The sequence below is a fragment of the Lentzea sp. NBC_00516 genome, assembly GCF_036346835.1.
GTDB lineage: Bacteria > Actinomycetota > Actinomycetes > Mycobacteriales > Pseudonocardiaceae > Lentzea > Lentzea sokolovensis.
The window spans coordinates 5,124,728-5,146,050 of record NZ_CP107840.1 but is presented as its reverse complement, the minus strand read 5'-3'; the positions used below and the strand labels follow the sequence as shown (position 1 = coordinate 5,146,050).

Here is a 21,323-nt window from a genome sequence, read left to right as displayed (position 1 = left end):
CTGTGCACTAACGCCCCGCCGTTGGGCCGAGCAGACTAATCCCGTGCTCGGAACCGAAGGAGGGGTCGCGATGCAGATCAAGGTCCTGGGGCCCGTTGAGGCCAAGGTGAACGGTCGCTCAGTGACGCCAACCGCGGCCAAGCCACGGCAGATCCTGGCGCTGCTCGCGTTGCACTCCGGGCAGGTCGTGTCCGTTCCCACGCTGATCGAGGAGCTGTGGGGCGACCGTCCGCCGCGCAGCGCCCGCACCACCCTGCAGACCTACATCCTGCAACTGCGCAAGCTCATCGGCGACGCGCTGGCGACCTCCGGTGAGGGCGCGGCGAAGGAAGTGCTGGTCACGCGCTACGGCGGCTACCTGCTCGACGTGCCGCCGGAGGCCGTCGACGTGCACGAGTTCGAACGTCTCTCCCGCGCCGGCCAGCAGGCCTACGACGTCGAGGACTACGTCTCCGCCTCCCGGCTGCTGCGCCAGGCGCTCGAGATGTGGCGCGGCGCCGCCGTCGTGGACGTGCGGCCGGGCATGCCGCTCGGCATCGAGATCGTGCGCCTCGAAGAGGCCCGGCTGGGCGCGCTCGAAGCGCGCATCGACGCCGAGCTGCGGATGGGCAAGCACAAGGCGCTGCTGTCCGAGCTCTCGGTGCTGACCGTGCAGAACCCGATGAACGAGAACCTGTGCGCGCAGTACATGATCTCGCTGTTCCGCGCGGGCCGGCAGTGGCAGGCGCTCGACGCGTTCAAGGGTCTGCGCAACACCCTGATCGAGGAGCTCGGCGTCGAACCGTCGTCGCGCCTGCAGACGTTGCAGCACGCGATCCTGACGTCCGACCCGCGCCTCGACAGCGCCGAAACCCGTCAGTTGCAACGCCTTCTCGCCTAGATCACGGATCAAGCGGCCCGCGCCACACTGTGGCGCGGGCCGTTTTTGCTTGTCGTGCAACGGTTTCTTCGAGAATCTCTCCACCGGCTTACAGGCGTGCGGTGACAACCTCAGTCGTGGGCGCGCGGAAATCGCCCGCTGGAGGAAAGGAAACTAGCCGTGAGCGCACTGACCATCGAGGGTCTCAAGGAGATCCTCAACGAGGCCGCGGGCGACGACGACTCGTTCAAGACCGGCCAGGACATTCTCGACATCCCGTTCCTCGAGCTGGGCTTCGACTCCCTCGCCCTGCTGGAGACGGTCGCGCTGATCAAGCGCAAGCACGGTGCCGCCATCGCCGACGACGAGCTGGCGTACATCGAGACGCCGCGTCAGCTGCTGGACAAGGTCAACGGACAGATCGCGGCCTGACGCCGGCGACTCGGGATACGGAGACGGACATGACGCACACCACCACGCACACGGTCATGATCGGGGCTCCCGCCAAGGTGGTGTACGACCTGGTCGCGGACGTGACGACCTGGCCGTACATCTTCGGACCCACGGTCCAGGCCGAGGTGTTCGAACGGGATGGCTCGACGGAGCGGTTGCGGTTGCACGCGTTCGCCAACGGTGACGTGCGCACGTGGACGTCCCGGCGCGAGCTCGACCCGGCGAACCTGCACATCAAGTTCGAGCAGGAGCGTTCGGCGGCACCGGTGAAGACGATGGGTGGGGAGTGGCGGATCGTCCCGATCGCCGATTCGGCGACGCGGGTCGATCTGCTCCACCACTTCACCGCGGCGCAGCCAGAGGCGGTCGACCTCATCCTGAACGCCGTCAACAACAACAGCGACGCCGAGCTCGCCGCTCTCAAGCGGGCGGCCGAGTACGGCGACGACTACGACAAGCTGGTGCTGTCGTTCTCGGACAGCATCACGATCCACGCGAGTCGCAAGGACGTCTACGAGTTCCTGTACCGGTCGGACCTGTGGCCGGAGCGTCTGCCGCACGTGGCGAAGCTGGACCTCAAGGAAGCCGTCACCGGCGTGCAGTCCATGGAGATGGACACGCGCAGCCCGGACGGGTCGATCCACACCACGCACTCGGTGAGGGTCTGCACCCCGTACGACGGCATCGTCTACAAGCAGACGCACACACCGCCGATCATGGCGGCGCACGTCGGCCGGTGGACGTTCAGGGACATCGGCGACGGCATCGAGGCCGGCATCGAGGCGACGTCGCACCACACCGTCGTCATCCGGCCCGAGGTCATCCCCGAGATCCTGGGAGCCGACGGGACGATCGAGCGCGCTCGCGAGCTCATCCGCCACGCGCTGGGCACCAACAGTCTCACGACGCTCCGGCACGCCAAGGAATTCGCCGAGAACGGGTGAGGTGACGCGATGGGGTTGGGTGGCGCGGAACTACTGACCGCCGCGGCACGTGCCGCAAGCCGCAACGGACTTCACGTGGTCTCCATGTACCTGGAGAAGGCCGCGGTCGAGCATCAGCGCAAGGGTTGTCCCTCTTCGGACGTGGCGCCCTGTGCCTACGAGATCGAGGCCTCCCGAGTACTGCTGTCGGGGTTCTGATGAAGCTCTACGACATCTCGCTGCGCCGCACCGGCCTGTCCATTTCGGACAGACTGGTCGCGGCGCGGCGCCTCGACGCGCTCGGAGTCACGTTCGTCGACGGAGGCAGGCCCGCCCGGTCGTTCTACCACCGGGCGAGCGTCGAACTCCGGTTGCGGGCCGCCACCCTCATCGCTTCAGGCGGTGCGGAGGATCTCGCCGCACTCATCGCCGCGGAAACCCCCGCGGTGTCGATAGTTGTCCAAGGGCACGGCTTTTCGGTGGTTCGGGAGGCCGTGCGTCAACTCGTGCGCGCAGAACGGCGAGTGATCGTCGAGGCGCGGGACTTCTTCGACGGCTGGCTGATCGACCCCGAACACGCTTTGGAGGTCGTGCTGACCGCCGCGGAGGCTGGGGCGGAAACCGTGTTGCTGCACGACACAGCGGGCAAGCTGTGGCCGGACCAGATCGGCGAGATCGTCGCGGCGGTCGCGGAAACCGGTGTGCCCCTTGGTTTCGGATGTGAGGACGACGGCGGCTCGGCAGCGAAACAGCTGTTCGCGGCCGATGCGGGGGCCGGGCTCGTACAGGGGTCCTACGCCGTCGTTCGAGGTGGCCTCGATCGGGGCGTTCCACCATTGGTTCATTCGGCAGAAAAAGGTATCGCTCCCGTGCCCTGTCCGAGATTGGAGCAGACCGTGTCCGCACAGAAGGCGATTGGAGGTGTCCGATGAGTCGTCGCGCCGTCATCACCGGGGTGGGCGTGGTCGCACCTGGTGGCATCGGAACGAAGGCGTATTGGCAACTGCTGTCCGAAGGGCGTACGGCGACTCGCAACATCACGCACTTCGACGCGTCTCCGTACCGCTCCCGCATGGCGGGGGAAGCAGATTTCGATCCAGTGCGCGAAGGCCTGACACCGCAGGAGATCCGCCGTCTCGACCGGGCCGCGCAGTTCGCGGTCGTCGCGGGTCGTGAGGCGATGTCCGACTCCGGCATCGAGTTCGACCAGCTCGACCCCGGCCGCATCGGTGTCTCGCTCGGCACCGCGGTCGGCTGCACGACCTCGCTGGAGCGCGAGTTCATCGTCGGCTCCGACCGGGGCAAGTACTGGGAGGTCGACGCGTCCTACGCGGTCCCGCACCTCTACGACTACTTCACGCCGTCCTCGATGGCGACGGAGCTGGCGTGGACAGTGGGCGCGGAGGGGCCGGTCTCCGTGGTCTCCACGGGCTGCACCTCGGGTCTCGACTCGGTGGGTTACGCCGCCGACCTGATCCTGGAGGGCTCCGCGGACGTCGTCGTCACCGGCGGCACCGAGGCTCCGCTCTCCCCGATCACCGTGGTCTGCTTCGACGTGATCCGTGCGTCGAGCACCCGCAACGACGACCCCACAACGGCGTGCCGGCCGTTCGACAAGACCCGCGACGGCCTGGTGCTGGGCGAGGGTTGCGCGATCATCGTGCTCGAGGAGCTGGAGCACGCCCGCGCTCGCGGTGCGCACATCTACGGTGAGGTCGCCGGCTTCGCCTCGCGGTGCAACGCCTACCACATGACGGGCCTGCACCCCGAGGGCATCGAGATGTCCGACGCCATCAACATCGCGCTGAAGCAGGCGCGTGCGGATGCCACGGACGTGGGTTACATCAACGCGCACGGGTCGGGCACCAAGCAGAACGACCTGCACGAGACGGCCGCTTTCAAGCGTTCGTTGGGTGCGCACGCGTACAAGACCCCGGTCTCCGGCTTCAAGTCGATGATCGGGCACTCGCTGGGCGCGATCGGTTCCCTCGAGATCGTCGGCTCGCTGCTGGCGTTCGAGCAGGACCTCATCCCGCCGACGGCGAACCTCCACGAGCAGGACCCCGAGTGCGACCTCGACTACACGCCACTGGTGGCGCGCGAGAAGAAGGTCGACACCCTCCTGACCGTGGGCAGTGGTTTCGGTGGATTCCAGAGCGCCATGGTGCTCAAAAAGGTGGAAGGGGCAGGCCGGTGACTCGGGCAGTGGTGACGGGAATCGGCATCGCGTCTCCGAACGGTTTGGGGCCGACCGCGTACTGGCGGGCGACCCTGCACGGGGAGGCGGCGATCAGGCCGATCACCCGGTTCGACAGCGCGAACTACTGGGCGAAGATCGCCGGTGAGGTGCCTGGCTTCGAGGCAGGGCGGCACCTGCAGGGTCGCCTGCTGCCGCAGACGGACCACATGACGCGGCTGACACTGGTCGGCACGGACTGGGCGTTGCGTGGTGCGGGTGTGCAGCCGAACGACATCCCCGACACCGACATCGCGGTCATCACCGCGGCGACGGCCGGCGGGTACGAGTTCGGTCAGCGCGAACTGCAGAAGCTGTGGCACCAGGGTCCGGAGTACGTCTCGGCGTACCAGTCGTTCGCGTGGTTCTACGCGGTCAACACGGGCCAGATCTCCATCCGGCACGGCACGCGCGGTCCCGGCGCGGTGGTGGTGTCCGAGCAGGCCGGTGGCATCGACTCCATCGGTCACGCCCGGCGCCAGCTGCGCAAGGGTGTCCAGCTGGCTCTCACAGGCGGCATGGACTCGTCCTTGTGCCCGTGGGCGTGGGTTGCCCACCAGGCCTCGGGTTGCCTGTCCCGCAACAACAACCCGAAGCGCGCCTACCTGCCGTTCGACCGCGACGCCTCCGGGTACGTCGCGGGCGAGGGTGGCGCGATCATGGTGGTCGAGACGCCGGAGTCGGCGGCCGGCCGTCCCGGGACACGCATCTACGGTGAGATCGTCGGGTACGCCTCGACGTTCGACTCGAAGATGCCGTCGCGGGAGCCGGGTCTGAAGCGGGCGGCCGAGCTGGCGCTGCGCGACGCCGGCATGGACGCCTCGGAGATCGACGTGGTGTTCGCCGACGCGGCGGGCATTCCCGAGCTCGACAAGGCCGAGGCCGAGGCGATCAAGGGCATCTTCGGGCCGTTCGGTGTGCCGGTGACGGCGCCGAAGACCATGACCGGGCGTCTGTTCGCCGGTGGTGGCTCGCTCGACGTGGCGTCGGCGATCCTCTCCATCTACTGGAGCGCGATCCCGCCGACCATCAACGTCGAGAACCTGGTGCCGGAGTACGAGATCGACCTCGTCATGAACGAGGCGCGGCACGGCAAGATCAAGGCCGCGCTGGTGCTCGGGCGCGGCAAGGGCGGCTTCAACTCCGCCATGGTGGTTCGCGAGTACAGGTAGATGTCAGGTGCCTCAAGGCCGTGAAGGTGTTCCCTTCACGGCCTTGAGCCGTTTCTGGAGGCGTGTTGTGGACGTAGCACTGATGTTTCCGGGCCAGGGATCGCAGTACCCGCGGATGGCGGCGTCCCTGTACGGCACGGATGCCGTGTTCACCTCGGTGATCGACGAGGTGTTCGAGCTGTTCGGCGAGGTCGGCTCTCTTGCCTGCGAGGACTGGCTTTCCGGGGCGGACGTCGATCACGTGTCGCGGGCGCAGCCGTTGCTGTTCGCGATCGACTACGCGCTGGGGCGCACCGTTCTGTCGTGGGGCGTCAAGCCCGTCGCGTTGATCGGGCACTCCGCGGGCGAGGTCGTCGCGGCGACGCTGGCCGGGGTGTTCACCCTGGAAGAAGCCGTGTCCCTGGTGCGGGACCGGGTGTTGTCCGCCGTGCCGATTCCCTCCGGCGGCATGCTGGCCGTCGCCGCTTCGGAAGCCGACCTGTTGCCGTACCTGGAAGGCGACGTGGCGATCGCGGCCGTGAACTCGGCCCGGCAGACGATGCTGGCCGGATCCGACGAGCCGCTGGCCCGTGTGCGGGCGCGGCTGGAAGCCGACGAGTACATCGTCGTGACCGTGCCGGCGTCGACGCCGTTCCACAGCCCGGCGATGCAGCCCGCCGTGGACGAGGCACTGGCCTCGTGGAGCGCTTCGCCGCGTGCGCCGCAGATGCCGCTGTACTCCGGGTACACGGGAAAGCTGATGACCCCGGAGGACGCGTTGTCCGCGCGGTTCTGGACCCGTCAGCTGACCGACGCCGTCTACTTCGGGCCGGCGCTCAACGAGCTCGTGGCGATGTACGACGTTCTGCTGGTGGAAGCCGGTCCCGGACAGACTTTGACGTCGTTCGCGCGGCGGACGAAGGCCGTGCGCTCCGGCGCATCGCAGGTGCTGCCGTTGCTGGACGCCGCGGACACCGTGGACACGGCTCGCGCTCGTTTGGTGTGACGGCAATATAAAAGGGCCGCCCTCTCCAGAATCGGATCCTTCTGGGTGAGGGCGGCCCTTTGACGGCTGCTGCTAGTCGATGCCGCGGACGATGTGGTCTTCGTTCTCTGGTGGCCATTCACTGTTATCCATACCTACCAAGGTAAGTACGGTGATTCAGCTCTCACTTGAGAGATGGTCGCTCGGGTCAGTCGTCCAGCAGTGCGACGGCCCTCGTCCAGCCCGCGCCGGCACCCTTGATCTTGACGGGGAACGCGACGACGGTGAACCCGAAGTCCGGCAACGCCTCCAGGTTCGCGAGACGCTCGATCTGGCAGTACTCGCGGTCGCGACCGGCGAAGTGCGCGGGCCACAGCACGCTCTGGTCCTTGGTCGCCAGGTAGCGCTTGACGATGTCCGGGAACGGCGCGTCGAGGCTGAACGCGTCGGTGGCGATCACCTTGACTCCCAGGTCCAGCAGGAAGTTCGTGGCGGGACCGTCGAGTCCGGTGTAGTCGGTGAAGTAGGTCTGCGTGCCCGCGTGCTCGGCGGCGCCGGTGTCGAGGATGACGATGTCCATCGGCTTCGGCGTGTAGCCGATGCGGGCGAACTCCTTCTCCAGCACCTCGACACCGATGACGCCGGTGCCGTGGCCGCGGACGTCGAGCTTCACGCCGGGGTTGTGGAACCACTCCAGCGGCATCTCGTCGATGTGGCGGGGGATTCCGTTGCCGTACGTGGTTTTCGAGCCGTAGTGGCTCGGCGCGTCCACGTGCGTGCCGGTGTGGGAGGTCAGGCTGATCCGGTCCAGCGTGAGGAACTCGGAGTCCCGCAGCACGGAGACGTCGAACTCGATGCCGAGCCGCGCCTTGAGCTGCTCGGCCATGTGTTCGGCACCCTGGGCGGCCGTGAGCACCTCGTGCGTCACCGGGTCCGCTTCGTACGCGGCTGCGTCAATGTGGGAAGACAGATCGATGATGCGCATGTGGTCGAGCTTGGCGGGCGTTCCTTGAGCACGTCTCAAGACGCGGTGGGCATGGTTCTGCCTAGCCTGACACCGTTTCTGGAGGAGCCACCTCATGATCACCTTCCTCAACCGCTTCACGCTCACCGGTGACCCGGAGGAGTTCGAGAAGGCCTTCGACGAGACGGCCGCCTTCCTGCGCGAGCAGCCGGGCCTGATCCAGTACACGCTGTCGCGCCAGCTGGACGACCCGGCGTCGTACATCAACATCGCGTTGTGGGAGAGCGCCGACGCCCTGCGCGCGGCACTGGCCCACCCGGAATTCGGCAACCACGCCAAGGCGATGCGCGGCCTGGCCGAGTCCACGGGTGCGATCTTCAACCCGCGCCTGTCGTTCGTGGCCTCTGAGTCCTGATGGGACCGCTCGACGGGCTGAAGGTCGTCGAGTTCGGCGGCATCGGTCCCGGCCCGCACGGCGCGATGCTGCTGGCGGACCTCGGCGCGGACGTCGTGCGCGTCGAGCGTCCGTCCGGCGGCCTGTCCGTGGTGCCGGACGCCTCCCGCGACTTCCTGTTGCGCGGCAGGCGTTCGGTGTCGGCGGACCTGAAGTCCGCGGACGGCCGCGCCTCCGTGCTGTCGTTGATCTCGGCGTCCGACGTGGTGATCGAGGGCTTCCGCCCCGGCGTGCTGGAACGTCTCGGTCTCGGGCCCTCCGACTGCCTGGCGGTCAATCCCGGGCTGATCTACGCGCGGATGACCGGGTGGGGTCAGGACGGTCCGCTGGCCCAGCGCGCCGGACACGACATCAACTACCTGTCGGTCACCGGGGTGCTGCACGCGATCGGCAAGCCACCGCTGAACCTGGTCGGTGACTTCGGCGGCGGTTCGCTGTACCTGGTGCTGGGTGTGCTGGCGGCGTTGTGGGAACGGCAGCGCACCGGCCTCGGCCAGGTCGTCGACGCGGCGATCGTCGACGGGGTGGCGTCGCTGGCGCAGATGATCTGGTCGATGAAGGCGCAGTCGGTGTGGGAGGACTCGCCGGACTCGAACCTGCTCGACGGCGGATGCCCGTTCTACTCGATCTACGAGTGCGCGGACGGCCGTTCCGTCGCGGTGGGGTCGCTGGAGCCGCAGTTCTACGCGCTGCTGCTGGCCGGTCTGGGACTGAACGCCGCCGACCTGCCCGAGCAGATGGACCGCGACTCCTGGCCGTTGCTGCGCAAGACGTTCGCGGAGGCGTTCCTGGCCAGGACCCGCGACGAGTGGTCGGAGGTGTTCGACGCCACGGACGCCTGTGTGACTCCGGTGCTGACTTTGGAGGAGGCGGCTTCGCACCCGCATCTGGTGGCGCGCGGAGTGTTCACCCCGCTGGGCGCGGCCGTGCCCGCACCTCGCTTTTCGGCGGACTAGATTCGCTTTCGTGGAACTGCGAATCTTCACCGAGCCCCAGCAGGGTGCCAGCTACGACGATCTGCTCCGGGTGGCCAGGACGGCCGAGGACGCCGGGTACGGCGCCTTCTTCCGCTCCGACCACTACCTCAGCATGGGCTCGGCCGACGGCCTGCCCGGTCCGACCGACCCGTGGATCACCTTCGCGGGCCTGGCCCGCGACACGTCGACGATCCGCCTGGGCACGCTGATGACCGCCGCGACGTTCCGCCACCCCGGACCGCTCGCCATCAGCGTCGCCCAGGTCGACCAGATGTCCGGTGGCCGCGTGGAGTTCGGCATCGGCGCGGGCTGGTACGAGGCCGAGCACACCGCGTACGGGCTCCCGTTCCCGTCGCTGGGGGAGCGGTTCGAGCGCTACGAGGAGCAGGTCGCGATCATCACCGGCCTGTGGGAGACCCCGCTCGGCGGCACCTTCTCCTTCGAGGGCAAGCACTACACGCTGACCGACTCGCCCGCGCTGCCGAAGCCCGCGCAGGAGCGCGTCCCGCTGCTGATCGGCGGCATGGGCGCCAAGCGCACGCCCGCCCTGGCCGCGTCCTACGCCACCGAGTTCAACCTGCCGTTCGTCGGCATCGACGCCGCTGTCGAGCAGTTCGCCCGCGTCGACGCCGCCTGCGAGGAGACCGGCCGCGACCCGAAGGAGATCATCCGCTCGGTCGCCCTCGTCGCGTGCGTCGGCCGGACCGACGCCGACGTCGCCCGCCGTGCCGCCGCGATCGGCCGCGAGGTCGACGAGCTCAAGCAGAACGGCCTGGCCGGCACCCCGGCCGAGGTGGTCGACCGCATCGGCGCGTGGCGGGACGCGACCGGTGTACAGCGCGTGTACCTGCAGACGCTGGACCTCGCCGACCTCGACCACATCACCGACATCGCGTCGGACGTCGCACCCCAACTCTGATATATCGGGTACTGGATATCGGATATCAGGCGAGCGCTTTGCGCACCGCTGACGGCATGGGCAGGACGTGGTTCGCGAACCGCCGCCGATATCCGATGTATCGCAGCTGCAGCGCGGGTTCGTCGAGGTAGCGGCGCTCCAGCCCGTCCTGCCCGAGCACCAGCTTGAGCCCGCGTTCGAGCATCGACGGCGAGTCCAGACCGAAGCGGTCGCGCAACACGTCGGCGGCCGCGTGGTCACCGAACTCCAGTGCCGCCCGTCGCACGGACTCGACCGGCACCATCAGGTACTGCTCGTCGGCGCGGACGCCGTCGCGATGTCCGATGTCCAGCGCGCTGAGCGCCTTCTGGTGCGCTCCACCGTCAAGCCCGAGGTAGTACTGCTCCCAGTCGCCGACCTGGATCTCACCGCTCCACGTCCGAACGGGAGCGGCCGCAGCCACCGGCCCGTTCGAACTGATTCCACCTGCCAGCGCCGTCAATCCGGCAGCCGTGAACAACTGGCGTCGGGACAACCTCACGACGCACCCTCCTCCGCAATCCGCGACTCCCCGCCGCGGCTACGGAATGCTAGCGAAGGTGATACCCGGAGCGACGGGGCCAGTGCGGGTCAAAGTGCGGTCCGTCAGGGGGAGCGTGCCGTCGAGTGCCGCGAGCACAGCGTCACAGGCGAGCGGCAGCACCTCGGCGACGGTGACGTCGCGGCCCAGTTCGTGCGAGAGAGAAGCGACGCCCGCGTCCTTGATGCCGCACGGGATGATGTCACCGAACGCGCCGAGGTCGGCGTTGCAGTTGATCTCGAAACCGTGCATGGTCACGCCGCGCTGCACGCGGATGCCGATGGCGGCGACCTTGCGCTCCGGGCCCCGGTCGTCGGCGGGCAGCCACACGCCGCTGCGGCCCTCGATCCGGCCGGTGTGCACGCCGAGCTGATCGCACACGTCGATCAGGCCCTGTTCGATGCGCCGCACGTACTCCACGACGTCCATTGGCTCGGTCAGCTTGACGATCGGGTAGCCGACCAGCTGGCCGGGTCCGTGCCAGGTGATCTTGCCGCCGCGGTCGACGTCGATGACCGGGGTGCTGCCGCCGCGCGGGCGTTCCTCGTCGAGGGTGCGCCTGCCGCAGGTGTAGACGGGCGGGTGTTCGAGCAGCAGAAGGGTGTCCGGGCCGCTACCACCACTGGCCGCGCGTGCCTCCGCGATCTCCTTCTGGAGGTCCCACGCCGTCATGTAGTCGATGAGCCCCAGCTCACGGATCACGACGGGGTCTGACGAGGTGCGGCACGAGTTCACGACCCGACGTTACCAACCCCAGAGCGAGTGCTGCCACGAGTCCAACACCCGTCACACCCAGCACGGCGCCGATGACGTCGGTGACCCAGTGCATCTCCAGCACGACCCTGGCGAAGCCGCCCACCAGCACCGCGAGCACGGCCCACAGCGCCACGTTCCAGGTGGTCCGGCGCAGCAGCACGACCAGCGTGAACGCCGTGGACGCGATCGCCACCGTGTGCCCGCTCGGATAGCTGGGCAGGTGGTACTCGATGGGCCGGACGCGGTCGAACAGGAACCTCGTCAGCAAGGTCGCGCAGCACAGCGCGTGCAGTGCCAACGCCTTCCACAGCCGCGGATCACGCCGCTTCCAGGCGAGCACGAACAACACAGCCGCGAACGCCCATCCGATCGTCGGCCCGAGCACCAGGCCCACCCCGAACGCCGTGTCCCGCAGCCACTCCGGCCGGGGCAACTCGTCGTGCACCCACACGTCGAGCCCGGTCATCTCGGGGAGCCCCAGGAGGATCCACGAGATCAGCAGAAGCGCCGCGACGACTCGAGTCACGCGACCGCCGCGTTCAGCGCGGCCGGCAGTGCCGGGTGCAGGAAGTGGAAGCCGCGGCTCTCCAGCACCTTCGGCGTCAGGCCGGGACCGCTGAGCAGCAGTTCCTCGGCCATCTCACCGCCGAGCAACGTCTTCAGGGCGAACGCCGGCACGGTCCACGGCGTCGGCCGGTGCAGCGCGGTGCCGACAGCCTTGGTGAACTCGGCGTTCGTGACCGGCGTCGGACCGGCGACGTTGACCGGCCCGCGGACGTCGTCGTGCTCGACGACGAACCGGTAGGCCGACACGACGTCGTCCAGCGACACCCACGGGAAGAACTGCTCCCCGGACCCGAGCTTGCCGCCCAGGAAGAACTGGAAGACCGGCCTCAACCGCCCGAACACGCCACCGGACGGAGAGATGACGACAGCGGTGCGCATTAGTACGACACGCACACCGCCTTCCTGTGCCACGGACGTCGCCGCTTCCCAGTCCTGGGTCAGCCGCGACATGTAGGTGTGGCCGCCCGGCGCGTCCTCGTCCGCGAGGCGCGATCCGGTGTCGCCGTAGAAGTGGGCGCCCGAGGAGCTCACCAGCGTCGGCACGCCGTGCTCGACGACCGCCGCCGACAACACCTCGGCCGGAACGATCCGGCTGTCGTGCAGGACCTGCTTGCGCGCGTCGTCCCACCGCTTGTCGCCGATGCCCGCGCCGCACAGGTTGATGACGGCGTCGACGCCGTCGAACGTGCCGTCGTCGATGCGCCCGGCGTACGGGTCCCACCCGCGTTCGTCGGGCGCGGCGGCTTTGCGGCGCACCAGCCGCAGCACCTCGTGGCCGGCGGCGCGCATGGACGCCACCAGGCTCGTGCCGATCAATCCCGACGATCCCGCGATGACTACGCGCATACCTAGATCGTTCCCCACTGACGCATCACGTGCACAGCCGTACTTCGCACACCGGACCCAGGATGTGCCGAAGGCCACCCCGGCAAACCGGGATGGCCTTCTGTGCACACTTCTAGGTCACGCTTTCAGCCGATATCCGATATATCGGATATCAGTGCTGGTGAACGCGGGTCAGAGACCGAGGTCGGCCTCGAACGCGCCTTCCTCGAGACGGTTCTTGACCGTCGTGAGGAAGCGGCCCGCGTCGGCACCGTCGACCAGGCGGTGGTCGTAGGTGAGCGCGAGGTACATCATCGAGCGGATCGCGATGGTGTCGTTGCCGTCCTCATCGGTCAGGACGACCGCGCGCTTCTTGACCACGCCGACGCCCAGGATGCCGACCTGCGGCTGCTGGATGATCGGGGTGTCGAAGAGCGCGCCGTTGCTGCCGAGGTTGGTCAGCGAGAACGTGCCGCCGGCGAGCTCGTCGGGCGTGAGCTTGTTCGAGCGGGCACGCGCCGCCAGGTCACCGATCTTGTGGGCGATGCCCGACAGGTTCAGGTCACCGGCGTTGTGGATCACGGCGTTGAGCAGGCCGCGCTCCGTGTCGATCGCCAGACCGAGGTGCTCGGCACCGTGGTAGGTGACCTCCTTGCGCTCCTCGTCGATCGACGCGTTGAGCACCGGGTGGGCCTTGAGGGCCTCGATGGCGGCCTTGGCGAAGAACGGCAGGAACGTGAGCTTCGCGCCCTCACGAGCCTCGAACGCCTTCTTGGCCTGGTTGCGCAGCCGGGCGATCTTGGTCACGTCGACCTCGAACACCTGGGTGAGCTGGGCCGACATCTGCAGCGACTCACGCGTGCGCTGCGCGACGATCTGACGCAGACGCGGGAGCTTCTGCACGGTGCCGCGCTTGCCCGAGTTGTCAGCCGCGGCCGGAGCCGAGGTGCGCGAGGCGGGAGCGGCAGCCGGAGCAGCGGCGGCGGGAGCCGGAGCCGGGGCCTTCTTGGCCTCGACGGCGGCGAGCACGTCCTGCTTGCGGATGCGGCCACCGACGCCGGTGCCCTTGAGCGAGCCCAGGTCGATGCCGTTCTCCGACGCGAGCTTGCGCACGAGCGGAGTGACGTACGGCGTGCCGTTCGCGTCGTCGGAAGAAGACGCGGCGGGCGCGGCGGCCGGAGCGGACTGCTGCGCGGGTGCGGACTCCTGCTTCGGAGCCGGAGCCGGTGCGGACTCCTGCTTCGGGGCCGGCGCGGGAGCGGACTCCTGCTTCGGCTCAGGCTTGGACTCCGGGGCGGGCGCGGACTGCGCGGGGCTGCCCGAACCGATGACGGCGAGCTTGCCGCCGACCTCGACGGTCTCGTCCTCACCGGCGCTGATCTCGAGCAGCGTGCCCGCGACCGGCGACGGGATCTCGGTGTCGACCTTGTCGGTCGAGACCTCGAGCAGCGGCTCGTCGACCTCGACGCTGTCGCCGACCTGCTTCAGCCAGCGGGTGACGGTGCCCTCGGTGACGGACTCGCCGAGCGCGGGCATCGTGACGTCGGTGCCCTCGGCCGGACCACCGGACGGCGCGGCCGGAGCCTCGGCGGCGGGGGCGGGTTCGGGAGCGGCTTCCTCGGCGGGCGGCGCGGACGGCGTCGACTGCTGAGGAGCTTCCTGCGCGGGGGCGGGCTCGGCGGCGGGGGCGGCGTCGCCGTCACCGATGACCGCGAGCTCACCGCCGACCTCGACGGTGTCGTCCTCCTGCGCGACGATCTTCTGCAGGACGCCGGCCGCCGGGGACGGGATCTCGGTGTCGACCTTGTCGGTGGAGACCTCGAGCAACGGCTCGTCCACCTCCACCCGGTCGCCTTCCTGCTTCAACCACCGGGTGACCGTGCCCTCGGTGACGCTCTCACCGAGTGCGGGCATCTGGACGGAGAAGGCCATTGTTCGCTGACTCCTCGTGCTCTCGTGTGGCTGACTTTGTGTGGGGAACGGTCAGCCGTGCACGTGCAGCGGCTTGCCGGCCAGGGCGAGGAACGCCTCGCCGAGGGCTTCAGTCTGGGTCGGGTGGGCGTGGATCAGCGGAGCCACGTCCTCCGGGTAAGCCTCCCAGCTGTAGATCAGCTGTGCTTCACCGATGAGCTCGCCGACGCGTTCGCCGACCATCGTCACGCCCACGACGGGGCCGTCGGGGGCCTTGACGAGCTTCACGCCACCGGCCGTCTTGAGGATCTGGCTCTTGCCGTTGCCCGCGAGGTCGTAGATGAAGACCTCGGCCGAGCCGTACTTCTCCTTGGCCGCGGCCTCGCTGAGTCCGACGGAGGCGACCTCGGGCTTGCAGTAGGTGACGCGCGGGATGCCCGCCTCGTCGATCACCTTCGGGTTCTGGCCGGCGATCTCCTCGGCCACGAAGATGCCCTGCTGGAACCCGCGGTGCGCGAGCTGCAGGCCGGGGACGATGTCGCCGACGGCGTAGACGTTCGGCAGGTTCGTGCGCAGGCGCTCGTCGGTGATGACGAAGCCGCGGTCGATCGTGATCCCGGCCTCCTCGTAGCCGTGACCCGCGCTGTTCGGGCCGCGGCCGACCGCGACGAGCAGCAGGTCGGCGTCGAGGACGTCGCCGTTCTCCAGCGTGATCGACACACCCGAGTCGGACTGGGTGGCGCCGGTGAACTTCACACCGGTCTTGAACTTGATGCCGCGCTTGCGGAACGCGCGCTCGAGCTGCTTGGACGCGTACTCGTCCTCGGCCGGCACCAGGCGGGGCAGGGCCTCGACGATGGTGACCTCGGCGCCGAACGAACGCCACACGCTCGCGAACTCCACGCCGATGACGCCGCCGCCCAGGACGACGACCTTCTCCGGGATGAAGTCCAGGTTGAGCGCCTGGTCGCTGGTGATGACCCGGCCGCCGATCTCCAGACCGGGCAGGCTGCGGGCGTACGAACCGGTCGCGAGCACGACGTTCTTGCCGACGTAGCGCTGGCCGTTCACCTCGACGGTGTTCGGGCCGACGAACGTGCCCGCACCCTCGACGAAGGTGACCTTGTTGGCCTTCGCGAGACCCTGCAGACCCTTGTAGAGCCGCGAGACCACGCCGTCCTTGTACGAGTTGACGCCGGCGATGTCGATACCCTCGAGGGAGCTCTTCACACCGAACTGGTCGCCTTCGCGGGCGTTGTCCGCCACCTCGGCCGCGTGCAGCAGCGCCTTGGTCGGGATGCAACCACGATGCAGGCAGGTGCCACCCAGCTTGTCCTTCTCGACCAGGACGACGGACAGGCCGAGCTCGGCCGCGCGGAACGCGCAGGCGTAGCCACCTGAACCACCGCCGAGGATGACGAGATCGGCGTTGGTGGCCGACTCCAGTTCCGGCGAAGTCACTTCGGATCTCCTCGGGATTACTTACTACGCGCGGGTGCGCGCGAGGTACGCGGCCATCTTGTCACTAGTTGCCGGAGCGCGGTGATCCGGCATAGGACACCACGCCCGGCTCTGATCATTCACCTACTCATAACACCCTTACCTGGCACCATGGTGGAAGGAAGCGCAGGAGGTGCTCGATGGGGCTGTTCGATCGTTTTCGCAGGAAGCCGCGCGCAGGTGTGCTGCGGACCGCTTCGAACCAGGACACGAGCCATCTCGAACAGTGGACGAAGAGCCGTCACGGCGTCGAGGCCTACGTGGAGCCGAAGACGACGGTGACCGAGACCACTGTGGTCCTGGTCGCTCACGACGGCGAGTGGACACGCCGCCGAGTCGCCTCGCCGGACGCCGCGCGGTCGTTCGCACGCAAACTCGGCATGCCGATCTACGACGCGGGCATCGTGGGTTACCCGAAGCGCATGCGCGACTACACCGCGCGCAAAAAGGCTTCCGGCGAACTCTAAATCTTCACGATCGGCTCGTGCCGAACGGGAAAATTGACGCTCGCCGCGATGAAGCACATCGAATGCGCTTTCTCGTGCAACGCCTGTGCCGTCTCCTTGGTCGCGGGATCGGCGACGGTCACGACGGGGTTGAGCACCACCTCGGTGAACCGACCCGACCCGTCCGAATGTTCGGCCATGACGCCGGTGGCGTGGTCGCGGTAGCCGGTCACGACGACACCGTTGGTCGACGCGAGGTGCAGGTACCAGAGCATATGGCACTGCGAGAGCGACGCGACGAGCAACTCCTCGGGGTTGTACCGCCCGCGGTCACCCCGGAACGACGGATCGGACGACCCGAGGATCGTCTCCTTGCCCTCGACCCGAACCTCGTGCGCGCGCTCGTAGGACTTGTACCCGGAAGTGCCGCTCCCGGTGTTCCCGGTCCAGACGACGTCGGCCTCGTAGTGATGCGTCCCCATGTGGAAATACTCCTCTCACCGGGGCCTGGAGCACAGCCCTGAGCGACCGTCATCTCCGCGAACCGACTAGGCGCCGTCGCCGCCGTCGCGCAGGGAATGGATCATGCCCCGCAGGATCCGGAACGCGCCTGCCTGCTCGGACTCGGTCAGGCCGGCCAGCATCCTGACCTCGACGGACCGGACCGCCGCGGACGCCTTCTCGAGACTCTGCTGCCCGCGGGGAGTGAGCCGCGTGGGCAGAACCTTCCCGACGGGTGCCGCCGCGGGCCTGGTCACGTAACCGTCCCGTTCCAGGGTCTGGAGCAGCACGTTCATCGACTGCCGCGTCACGAACGCACCCCGTGCGAGCTCGGAGTTCGACAACCCCGGCCGCTGGGCCAGCAGCTCGAGGCAGGAGTAGTGCGTCACGCTCATCCCGAGCGGCCGCAGCACCTCCTCCATGGCCGCGCGGAGCACGCTCGACGCCTCTTTCAGCAGGTAGCCCAGTGACGTCTCCAGGTCGACGCCGGCACCGTCTTGACTCATGTCAGTATTCTGACATAGGTTGGCCCGTGTCAGAATACTGACACGAAGACAAGGAGTATCACCATGGCCGCCACCGGCCCTGACTTCATCTCACTCCAGGCACGCGACCTCGACGCCTCGCAGGCCTTCTACGAGCGGTACCTCGGTCTGGTCCGCTCGCCGGCCGGACCTCCGCACGCCGTCGTCTTCGAGACGAAGCCGATCGCGTTCGCACTCCGCGACGTCGTCCCCGGCACCGATCTCGCCTCCGTCGCCCAGCCCGGCATCGGCGCCGCGATCTGGTTCCACGCGACAGACGTCCAAGCCATCCACGACGCTCTCGCCGCCGACGGCCACCCCATCGTCTCCGCGCCGATCGACGGCCCCTTCGGCCGGACGTTCACCTTCGCCGACCCCGACGGCTACCAGGTCACTCTCCACGACCGCGCCTGAAATGTTCGCAGGCCTTCTTCGCGCCTCTCGCTGAAACAGCAGCCCCCATCGCGGCCGCCCGCGCGGCCCATTTCGGCCACCCCGCCAAAGCCCTTCCCCGAACACCCTTGCAACGACACGTTTGCGGACGAAGTCAAAAGACTCGTTGCAAAGGTGCTGGTCAGCGACGGCGAAGCAGCCGATATATCAGTTGCAACGCAACGGGCGGAGCCCCCGAAGGAGCTCCGCCCGTGCGCAGAAAGAATTGCTCAGCCGTTGGCTGCGATGTCCGCCAGAACAGCCGCGATGGTCCGCACCGGAACACCGGTGCCGCCCTTCGAGGTGTAGCCGTACGGGCCGCCCGTGTGGAATGCCGGACCCGCGATGTCGATGTGCGCCCACTGCACGCCCTCGGCAACGAACTCGCGCAGGAACAGCCCGGCGGCGAGCATGCCGCCCCAGCGGTGCCCGGTGACGTTCGCGAGGTCCGCGAGGCGCGAGTCGAGGTCCGCGCGCAGCTCCTCGGGCAGCGGCATCGCCCACGCCGACTCGCCGACGGCGGTGCCGATGGCGGCCACGCGGTCGCGGAACTCGTCGGAGCCCATGACGCCCGAGGTGCGCTTGCCGAGGGCGACGACCTGCGCGCCGGTCAGCGTCGCGGTCTCGATCAGGTAGTCGGGGTTGTCCTCGCACGCGCGCACGATGGCGTCGGACAGGATCAGACGGCCCTCAGCGTCGGTGTTGAGCACCTCGACGGTCTTGCCGCCGTACATGGTCAGCACGTCGCCGGGGCGGTAGGCGTCGCCGGACGGCATGTTCTCCGCCATCGGGATCGACGCGATGATCTCCAGCGGGTACTTGAGCTTCGCGGCGAGCACCATCGTGGCGACGATCGCGGCGGCGCCCGACATGTCCGAGGTCATCTCGTCCATGCCCGCGGCCGGCTTGATGGAGATGCCGCCGGTGTCGAACGTGATGCCCTTGCCGACGAGCGCGACCTTCTTGACGGCCTTCGTGCCCTTGTACGAGATGCGCACGAGGCGCGGCTGGCGCGTCGAACCGACGCCGACGCCCAGGATGCCGCCGAAGCCCTGCTTCTTCAGCGCCTTCTCGTCGAGGATCTCGACGTCGAGACCGGCCGCGGTGGCGAGCTTCTCCGCGCGGGCGGCGAACGAGGCGGGGTAGAGGTCGTTCGGCGGCGTGTTGATGAAGTCACGCGCGATGGCGACGGACTCGGCGATCGCGACGGCGGCCTTCAGCGCGGCCTTGTTCTCCTTGGAACCGGCGGCGTGCAGGTCGACCTTCACGACCGGGCCCTCGCCCTTGTCGGACTTGTACTCGGTGAACGAGTAGGCGCCGAGCAGCGTGCCCTCGGCCGCCGCGCCGACGTGCAGGGCGGCGAGCGTGTTGATCGCGCGCTTCTTGCCACCCAGCGCACGGGCGGCGACACCGGACGCGCGGCGCACCTGCTCTTCGCCGGCGGTCTTGCCGAGGCCTACGGCCAGCACGAGCGGGGCGGCGATCTTGCCGAACGTCGGCACCTTCACCAGCTCGTCGGCCTTGCCGGACGCGCGCAGGGTGCCGAGCACGTCGAGCAGCGCGCCGTCGAACGCGGCGGCGACAGCTTCGGCACCGGGTGCGAGCTCCAGACCGTCCGCACCCTGCAGGGTGCCCACGACGACTGCGTCCGCGGCGGTGGTGCTCAGGTCACCCTCGGTGAGGGCCAGCTTCGGGGCTGTCACGTGCTGCTCCAGGGTTGTTGCGGGCGGGGCTCGGAATCGTGACTCATGCTAAAGGTCGGACTGTCCCACTAATGCCCAGCCCCGCCACGATCGCCGCAATCCGTGACGTTGACAGTTGCGCACAGTGGCGATTCGCCCGTTTCACGCATCAGTCGACCGGGTGGTTACGGCCGGATGCCGCATCTGAGAACGTGTACCCCGTGACCCACACGCCTCGCGAGATCGTCACGACGGTCGCGCTCGGTCTTCCCGCGGTGCTCGGTGCGGGGGTCTTCGCCGGATTCGCCCCAGCCGCAGGTCTTGCGGGCTGGTGGGTGCTCCCGGCGCTGGCCATCTCCGCGTTAGCCGCCCTCTGCTCGGCCTTCTCGACCGCCGACCAGTCCCGTGCCTACCCGGACGTAGGCGGCGGTTACGGATACGTGCGCGCGCAGCTCGGCGTATGGCCCGCAAGGATGACAGCGAGCGCACACCTCCTGGGCCGGTTCGCCATGGCGGCCGCCGTGGCGTCGATGTTCGGCGCGTACGTGGTGCCGGACCAGCCGTTGATCGGCGCGCTCGCCCTCGTCGTCGCGACGGCGTTGCTCGGCGCGGTCGGCTTCCGCTTCACGGCCGGTGTCAGCGTGCTGGTGTCCGTGGTCGTCCTCGGTGTGCTGGCGCTGGTCGTCGCGGCGAGCTTCTCGATCGCGCCCGTGCCGTCGGCGGGGGAGGCCGGCACCGTCAACGAACTCGTCGGCGTCGCCGGCCTGATGTTCATGGCGTTCGCCGGTTTCGAGCGCGTCACCGCCCCGCATCGCGGTGAGAAGCACCACTCGCCGTCCGTGCTGAAGATCGCGATTCCGGTCCTCATCGGACTGTCGTTCGTGGTCAGTCTCGCCGTGGGCGCCGGTGTGCTCCGTCAGCTCGGTAGCGCGCGCCTCGCGCTGTCACCGGCTCCGCTGCGTGACGCGCTCGTCGCGGCGGACTCGGCCGCGCTGGTGCCGCTCGTGCAGATCGCCGCGGCGGTGGCCGGTGTGGCCGCGCTGCACTTCGTGCTCGCGTCCGCCCACCGCACGCTGACCGGACTGGCCGAGGACGGCGACCTGCCGACCCGCCTCAAGCCCGGTGCGCTCACGCTCGTCGTAGTAGCCGCTTGCGCGCTCGCCCTGGTGCTCATGCCGTTCGGGATGGCGCTCGGTGTGGCGGCGTGCGCGACGTTGTTCTACTACGCCTTCACGAACGCGTCGGCTCGAGTCCTGCTGCAGAACGACCGCACGTGGCCCATGCGCACGGCTTGTCTCGGACTCGGGCTCTCGGTGCTGCTCGCCATGAGCATGCCGATTCCCGCGATGCTGATCTCCATCGCGGGACTGGGCGTCGGCACCGGGCTCATTGGCCTGACAGCGTTACTGAGAGGAAGACGAGCAGCGTCACGCCAACACACACCGCAAGCCCGATGACGCGGCCGTTGTTGGACGGGCCGTTCTTGGTGATGCCGTAGTAGCCGGCCAGGAAGAACACGGCGAGGAACACCGCGCCGACCACTCCGCCCACGTCGCCGATCACCCAGCCGTCGAGCAAGGTCATGCCGGTGCCCAGAACGAGCAGCGCGGCCTGCAGCACCGTGCGGACGTCCGCACCCTTCGAAGATCTTTCCGGCTCGGTCATGGCCGGGGACTCTATCGAGGTTCACTTAGTAGGA

The 21,323-nt window shown here is 68.5% G+C and carries 25 protein-coding genes; 14 read left to right on the top strand and 11 right to left on the bottom strand.

Going from position 1 to position 21,323, the window contains the following annotated elements; genetic code table 11:
- Nucleotides 1–70 precede the first annotated feature (70 nt).
- From OG205_RS22500 to OG205_RS22465, 8 genes are all read left to right on the top strand, one after another.
- A complete protein-coding gene (locus OG205_RS22500; RefSeq protein ID WP_330270086.1) occupies nucleotides 71–880 on the top strand; it encodes an AfsR/SARP family transcriptional regulator in 810 nt (269 codons plus the stop codon).
- A gap of 159 nt (nucleotides 881–1,039) precedes the next feature.
- The gene (locus OG205_RS22495; protein ID WP_330270085.1) at nucleotides 1,040–1,291 is read left to right on the top strand and encodes an acyl carrier protein; all 252 of its coding nucleotides are present in this window, start codon (nucleotides 1,040–1,042) and stop codon (nucleotides 1,289–1,291) included.
- 29 nt (nucleotides 1,292–1,320) lie between these two features.
- Nucleotides 1,321–2,256 carry an aromatase/cyclase gene (locus OG205_RS22490; protein WP_330270084.1) on the top strand — a complete coding sequence of 312 codons (936 nt, stop codon included), beginning with the start codon at nucleotides 1,321–1,323 and terminating at the stop codon, nucleotides 2,254–2,256.
- A gap of 9 nt (nucleotides 2,257–2,265) precedes the next feature.
- Nucleotides 2,266–2,454 carry a hypothetical protein gene (locus OG205_RS22485; protein WP_330270083.1) on the top strand — a complete coding sequence of 63 codons (189 nt, stop codon included), beginning with the start codon at nucleotides 2,266–2,268 and terminating at the stop codon, nucleotides 2,452–2,454.
- Nucleotides 2,454–3,167, top strand: coding sequence for a hypothetical protein (locus OG205_RS22480; RefSeq protein WP_330270082.1), 714 nt, complete (start codon nucleotides 2,454–2,456; stop codon nucleotides 3,165–3,167). Before OG205_RS22485 ends, OG205_RS22480 begins: the two co-directional genes overlap by 1 nt.
- Nucleotides 3,164–4,432, top strand: a complete 1,269-nt coding sequence (locus OG205_RS22475; protein WP_330270081.1) for a beta-ketoacyl-[acyl-carrier-protein] synthase family protein — start codon at nucleotides 3,164–3,166, stop codon at nucleotides 4,430–4,432. Before OG205_RS22480 ends, OG205_RS22475 begins: the two co-directional genes overlap by 4 nt.
- Complete coding sequence (locus tag OG205_RS22470; protein ID WP_319978429.1) at nucleotides 4,429–5,643, top strand: ketosynthase chain-length factor; 1,215 nt, start codon at nucleotides 4,429–4,431, stop codon at nucleotides 5,641–5,643. Before OG205_RS22475 ends, OG205_RS22470 begins: the two co-directional genes overlap by 4 nt.
- 67 nt (nucleotides 5,644–5,710) lie before the next feature.
- A complete protein-coding gene (locus OG205_RS22465; RefSeq protein ID WP_330270080.1) occupies nucleotides 5,711–6,628 on the top strand; it encodes an acyltransferase domain-containing protein in 918 nt (305 codons plus the stop codon).
- A gap of 187 nt (nucleotides 6,629–6,815) precedes the next feature.
- On the opposite strand, the gene OG205_RS22460 is transcribed toward OG205_RS22465, so the two are convergent.
- Nucleotides 6,816–7,592 carry a cyclase family protein gene (locus OG205_RS22460; protein ID WP_330270079.1) on the bottom strand — a complete coding sequence of 259 codons (777 nt, stop codon included), beginning with the start codon at nucleotides 7,590–7,592 and terminating at the stop codon, nucleotides 6,816–6,818.
- Between the two features lie 94 nt (nucleotides 7,593–7,686).
- Here OG205_RS22460 and OG205_RS22455 point away from each other — a divergent pair, with 94 nt between their 5' ends.
- Genes OG205_RS22455 through OG205_RS22445 form a run of 3 tightly spaced genes read left to right on the top strand, consistent with a single transcriptional unit; the run spans nucleotide 7,687 to nucleotide 9,921 of the window.
- Nucleotides 7,687–7,986 carry an antibiotic biosynthesis monooxygenase family protein gene (locus OG205_RS22455; RefSeq protein ID WP_330270078.1) on the top strand — a complete coding sequence of 100 codons (300 nt, stop codon included), beginning with the start codon at nucleotides 7,687–7,689 and terminating at the stop codon, nucleotides 7,984–7,986.
- A complete protein-coding gene (locus OG205_RS22450; RefSeq protein ID WP_330278206.1) occupies nucleotides 7,983–8,981 on the top strand; it encodes a CaiB/BaiF CoA transferase family protein in 999 nt (332 codons plus the stop codon). Before OG205_RS22455 ends, OG205_RS22450 begins: the two co-directional genes overlap by 4 nt.
- A 10-nt stretch (nucleotides 8,982–8,991) precedes the next feature.
- Nucleotides 8,992–9,921 (top strand): LLM class F420-dependent oxidoreductase, encoded by a 930-nt coding sequence (locus tag OG205_RS22445; protein ID WP_330270077.1) that lies wholly within the window; start codon nucleotides 8,992–8,994, stop codon nucleotides 9,919–9,921.
- Nucleotides 9,922–9,946: 25 nt separating this feature from the next.
- On the opposite strand, the gene OG205_RS22440 is transcribed toward OG205_RS22445, so the two are convergent.
- The 6 genes from OG205_RS22440 to lpdA all read right to left on the bottom strand — a co-directional run bounded on the left by OG205_RS22440 (nucleotide 9,947) and on the right by lpdA (nucleotide 16,000).
- On the bottom strand, nucleotides 9,947–10,441 hold the full coding sequence (locus tag OG205_RS22440) for a hypothetical protein (RefSeq protein WP_330270076.1): 495 nt from the start codon (nucleotides 10,439–10,441) through the stop codon (nucleotides 9,947–9,949).
- A 39-nt stretch (nucleotides 10,442–10,480) separates the two neighbouring features.
- A complete protein-coding gene (gene lipB / locus OG205_RS22435) occupies nucleotides 10,481–11,215 on the bottom strand; it encodes a lipoyl(octanoyl) transferase LipB (RefSeq protein ID WP_330270075.1) in 735 nt (244 codons plus the stop codon).
- On the bottom strand, nucleotides 11,172–11,762 hold the full coding sequence (locus OG205_RS22430) for a phosphatase PAP2 family protein (RefSeq protein WP_319978422.1): 591 nt from the start codon (nucleotides 11,760–11,762) through the stop codon (nucleotides 11,172–11,174). Before OG205_RS22430 ends, lipB begins: the two co-directional genes overlap by 44 nt.
- Nucleotides 11,759–12,649, bottom strand: a complete 891-nt coding sequence (locus OG205_RS22425) for a TIGR01777 family oxidoreductase (RefSeq protein WP_330270074.1) — start codon at nucleotides 12,647–12,649, stop codon at nucleotides 11,759–11,761. Before OG205_RS22425 ends, OG205_RS22430 begins: the two co-directional genes overlap by 4 nt.
- A 171-nt stretch (nucleotides 12,650–12,820) precedes the next feature.
- Entirely contained in the window at nucleotides 12,821–14,560 is a 1,740-nt protein-coding gene (gene sucB / locus OG205_RS22420) for a 2-oxoglutarate dehydrogenase, E2 component, dihydrolipoamide succinyltransferase (protein WP_330270073.1), read from the bottom strand.
- Nucleotides 14,561–14,611: 51 nt separating this feature from the next.
- Complete coding sequence (gene lpdA / locus OG205_RS22415) at nucleotides 14,612–16,000, bottom strand: dihydrolipoyl dehydrogenase (protein ID WP_330270072.1); 1,389 nt, start codon at nucleotides 15,998–16,000, stop codon at nucleotides 14,612–14,614.
- 179 nt (nucleotides 16,001–16,179) lie between these two features.
- On the opposite strand from lpdA, the gene OG205_RS22410 reads away from it, so the two are divergent.
- Entirely contained in the window at nucleotides 16,180–16,506 is a 327-nt protein-coding gene (locus OG205_RS22410; protein WP_319978418.1) for an oxidoreductase, read from the top strand.
- On the opposite strand, the gene OG205_RS22405 is transcribed toward OG205_RS22410, so the two are convergent.
- Nucleotides 16,503–16,967, bottom strand: coding sequence for an OsmC family protein (locus OG205_RS22405; RefSeq protein ID WP_330270071.1), 465 nt, complete (start codon nucleotides 16,965–16,967; stop codon nucleotides 16,503–16,505). The two genes, OG205_RS22410 and OG205_RS22405, sit on opposite strands and share 4 nt — an antisense overlap.
- Nucleotides 16,968–17,033: 66 nt before the next feature.
- Nucleotides 17,034–17,492: a MarR family winged helix-turn-helix transcriptional regulator gene (locus tag OG205_RS22400; protein ID WP_330270070.1), complete on the bottom strand. Its 459-nt coding sequence runs from the start codon at nucleotides 17,490–17,492 to the stop codon at nucleotides 17,034–17,036.
- A gap of 63 nt (nucleotides 17,493–17,555) precedes the next feature.
- Here OG205_RS22400 and OG205_RS22395 point away from each other — a divergent pair, with 63 nt between their 5' ends.
- A complete protein-coding gene (locus OG205_RS22395; protein ID WP_330270069.1) occupies nucleotides 17,556–17,924 on the top strand; it encodes a VOC family protein in 369 nt (122 codons plus the stop codon).
- A gap of 248 nt (nucleotides 17,925–18,172) precedes the next feature.
- Here OG205_RS22395 and OG205_RS22390 read toward each other — a convergent pair whose 3' ends face one another.
- A complete protein-coding gene (locus OG205_RS22390; protein ID WP_330270068.1) occupies nucleotides 18,173–19,645 on the bottom strand; it encodes a leucyl aminopeptidase in 1,473 nt (490 codons plus the stop codon).
- Nucleotides 19,646–19,845: 200 nt separating this feature from the next.
- On the opposite strand from OG205_RS22390, the gene OG205_RS22385 reads away from it, so the two are divergent.
- Nucleotides 19,846–21,081 (top strand): APC family permease, encoded by a 1,236-nt coding sequence (locus OG205_RS22385; RefSeq protein WP_330270067.1) that lies wholly within the window; start codon nucleotides 19,846–19,848, stop codon nucleotides 21,079–21,081.
- Here the strand turns inward: OG205_RS22385 and OG205_RS22380 are convergent.
- Nucleotides 21,011–21,289 carry a hypothetical protein gene (locus OG205_RS22380; protein WP_330270066.1) on the bottom strand — a complete coding sequence of 93 codons (279 nt, stop codon included), beginning with the start codon at nucleotides 21,287–21,289 and terminating at the stop codon, nucleotides 21,011–21,013. The two genes, OG205_RS22385 and OG205_RS22380, sit on opposite strands and share 71 nt — an antisense overlap.
- Nucleotides 21,290–21,323: the final 34 nt, after the last annotated feature.

Bases quoted from the DNA above. Each gene is read 5' to 3' on its own strand.
- OG205_RS22500 (WP_330270086.1), top strand. From the start codon at position 71: ATGCAGATCAAGGTCCTGGGGCCCGTTGAGGCCAAGGTGAACGGTCGC.
- OG205_RS22490 (WP_330270084.1), top strand. From the start codon at position 1,321: ATGACGCACACCACCACGCACACGGTCATGATCGGGGCTCCCGCCAAG.
- OG205_RS22485 (WP_330270083.1), top strand. From the start codon at position 2,266: ATGGGGTTGGGTGGCGCGGAACTACTGACCGCCGCGGCACGTGCCGCA.
- OG205_RS22480 (WP_330270082.1), top strand. From the start codon at position 2,454: ATGAAGCTCTACGACATCTCGCTGCGCCGCACCGGCCTGTCCATTTCG.
- OG205_RS22475 (WP_330270081.1), top strand. From the start codon at position 3,164: ATGAGTCGTCGCGCCGTCATCACCGGGGTGGGCGTGGTCGCACCTGGT.
- OG205_RS22460 (WP_330270079.1), bottom strand. From the start codon at position 7,592: ATGCGCATCATCGATCTGTCTTCCCACATTGACGCAGCCGCGTACGAA.
- OG205_RS22455 (WP_330270078.1), top strand. From the start codon at position 7,687: ATGATCACCTTCCTCAACCGCTTCACGCTCACCGGTGACCCGGAGGAG.
- OG205_RS22425 (WP_330270074.1), bottom strand. From the start codon at position 12,649: ATGCGCGTAGTCATCGCGGGATCGTCGGGATTGATCGGCACGAGCCTG.
- sucB (WP_330270073.1), bottom strand. From the start codon at position 14,560: ATGGCCTTCTCCGTCCAGATGCCCGCACTCGGTGAGAGCGTCACCGAG.
- OG205_RS22410 (WP_319978418.1), top strand. From the start codon at position 16,180: ATGGGGCTGTTCGATCGTTTTCGCAGGAAGCCGCGCGCAGGTGTGCTG.
- OG205_RS22405 (WP_330270071.1), bottom strand. From the start codon at position 16,967: ATGGGGACGCATCACTACGAGGCCGACGTCGTCTGGACCGGGAACACC.
- OG205_RS22400 (WP_330270070.1), bottom strand. From the start codon at position 17,492: ATGAGTCAAGACGGTGCCGGCGTCGACCTGGAGACGTCACTGGGCTAC.
- OG205_RS22395 (WP_330270069.1), top strand. From the start codon at position 17,556: ATGGCCGCCACCGGCCCTGACTTCATCTCACTCCAGGCACGCGACCTC.
- OG205_RS22380 (WP_330270066.1), bottom strand. From the start codon at position 21,289: ATGACCGAGCCGGAAAGATCTTCGAAGGGTGCGGACGTCCGCACGGTG.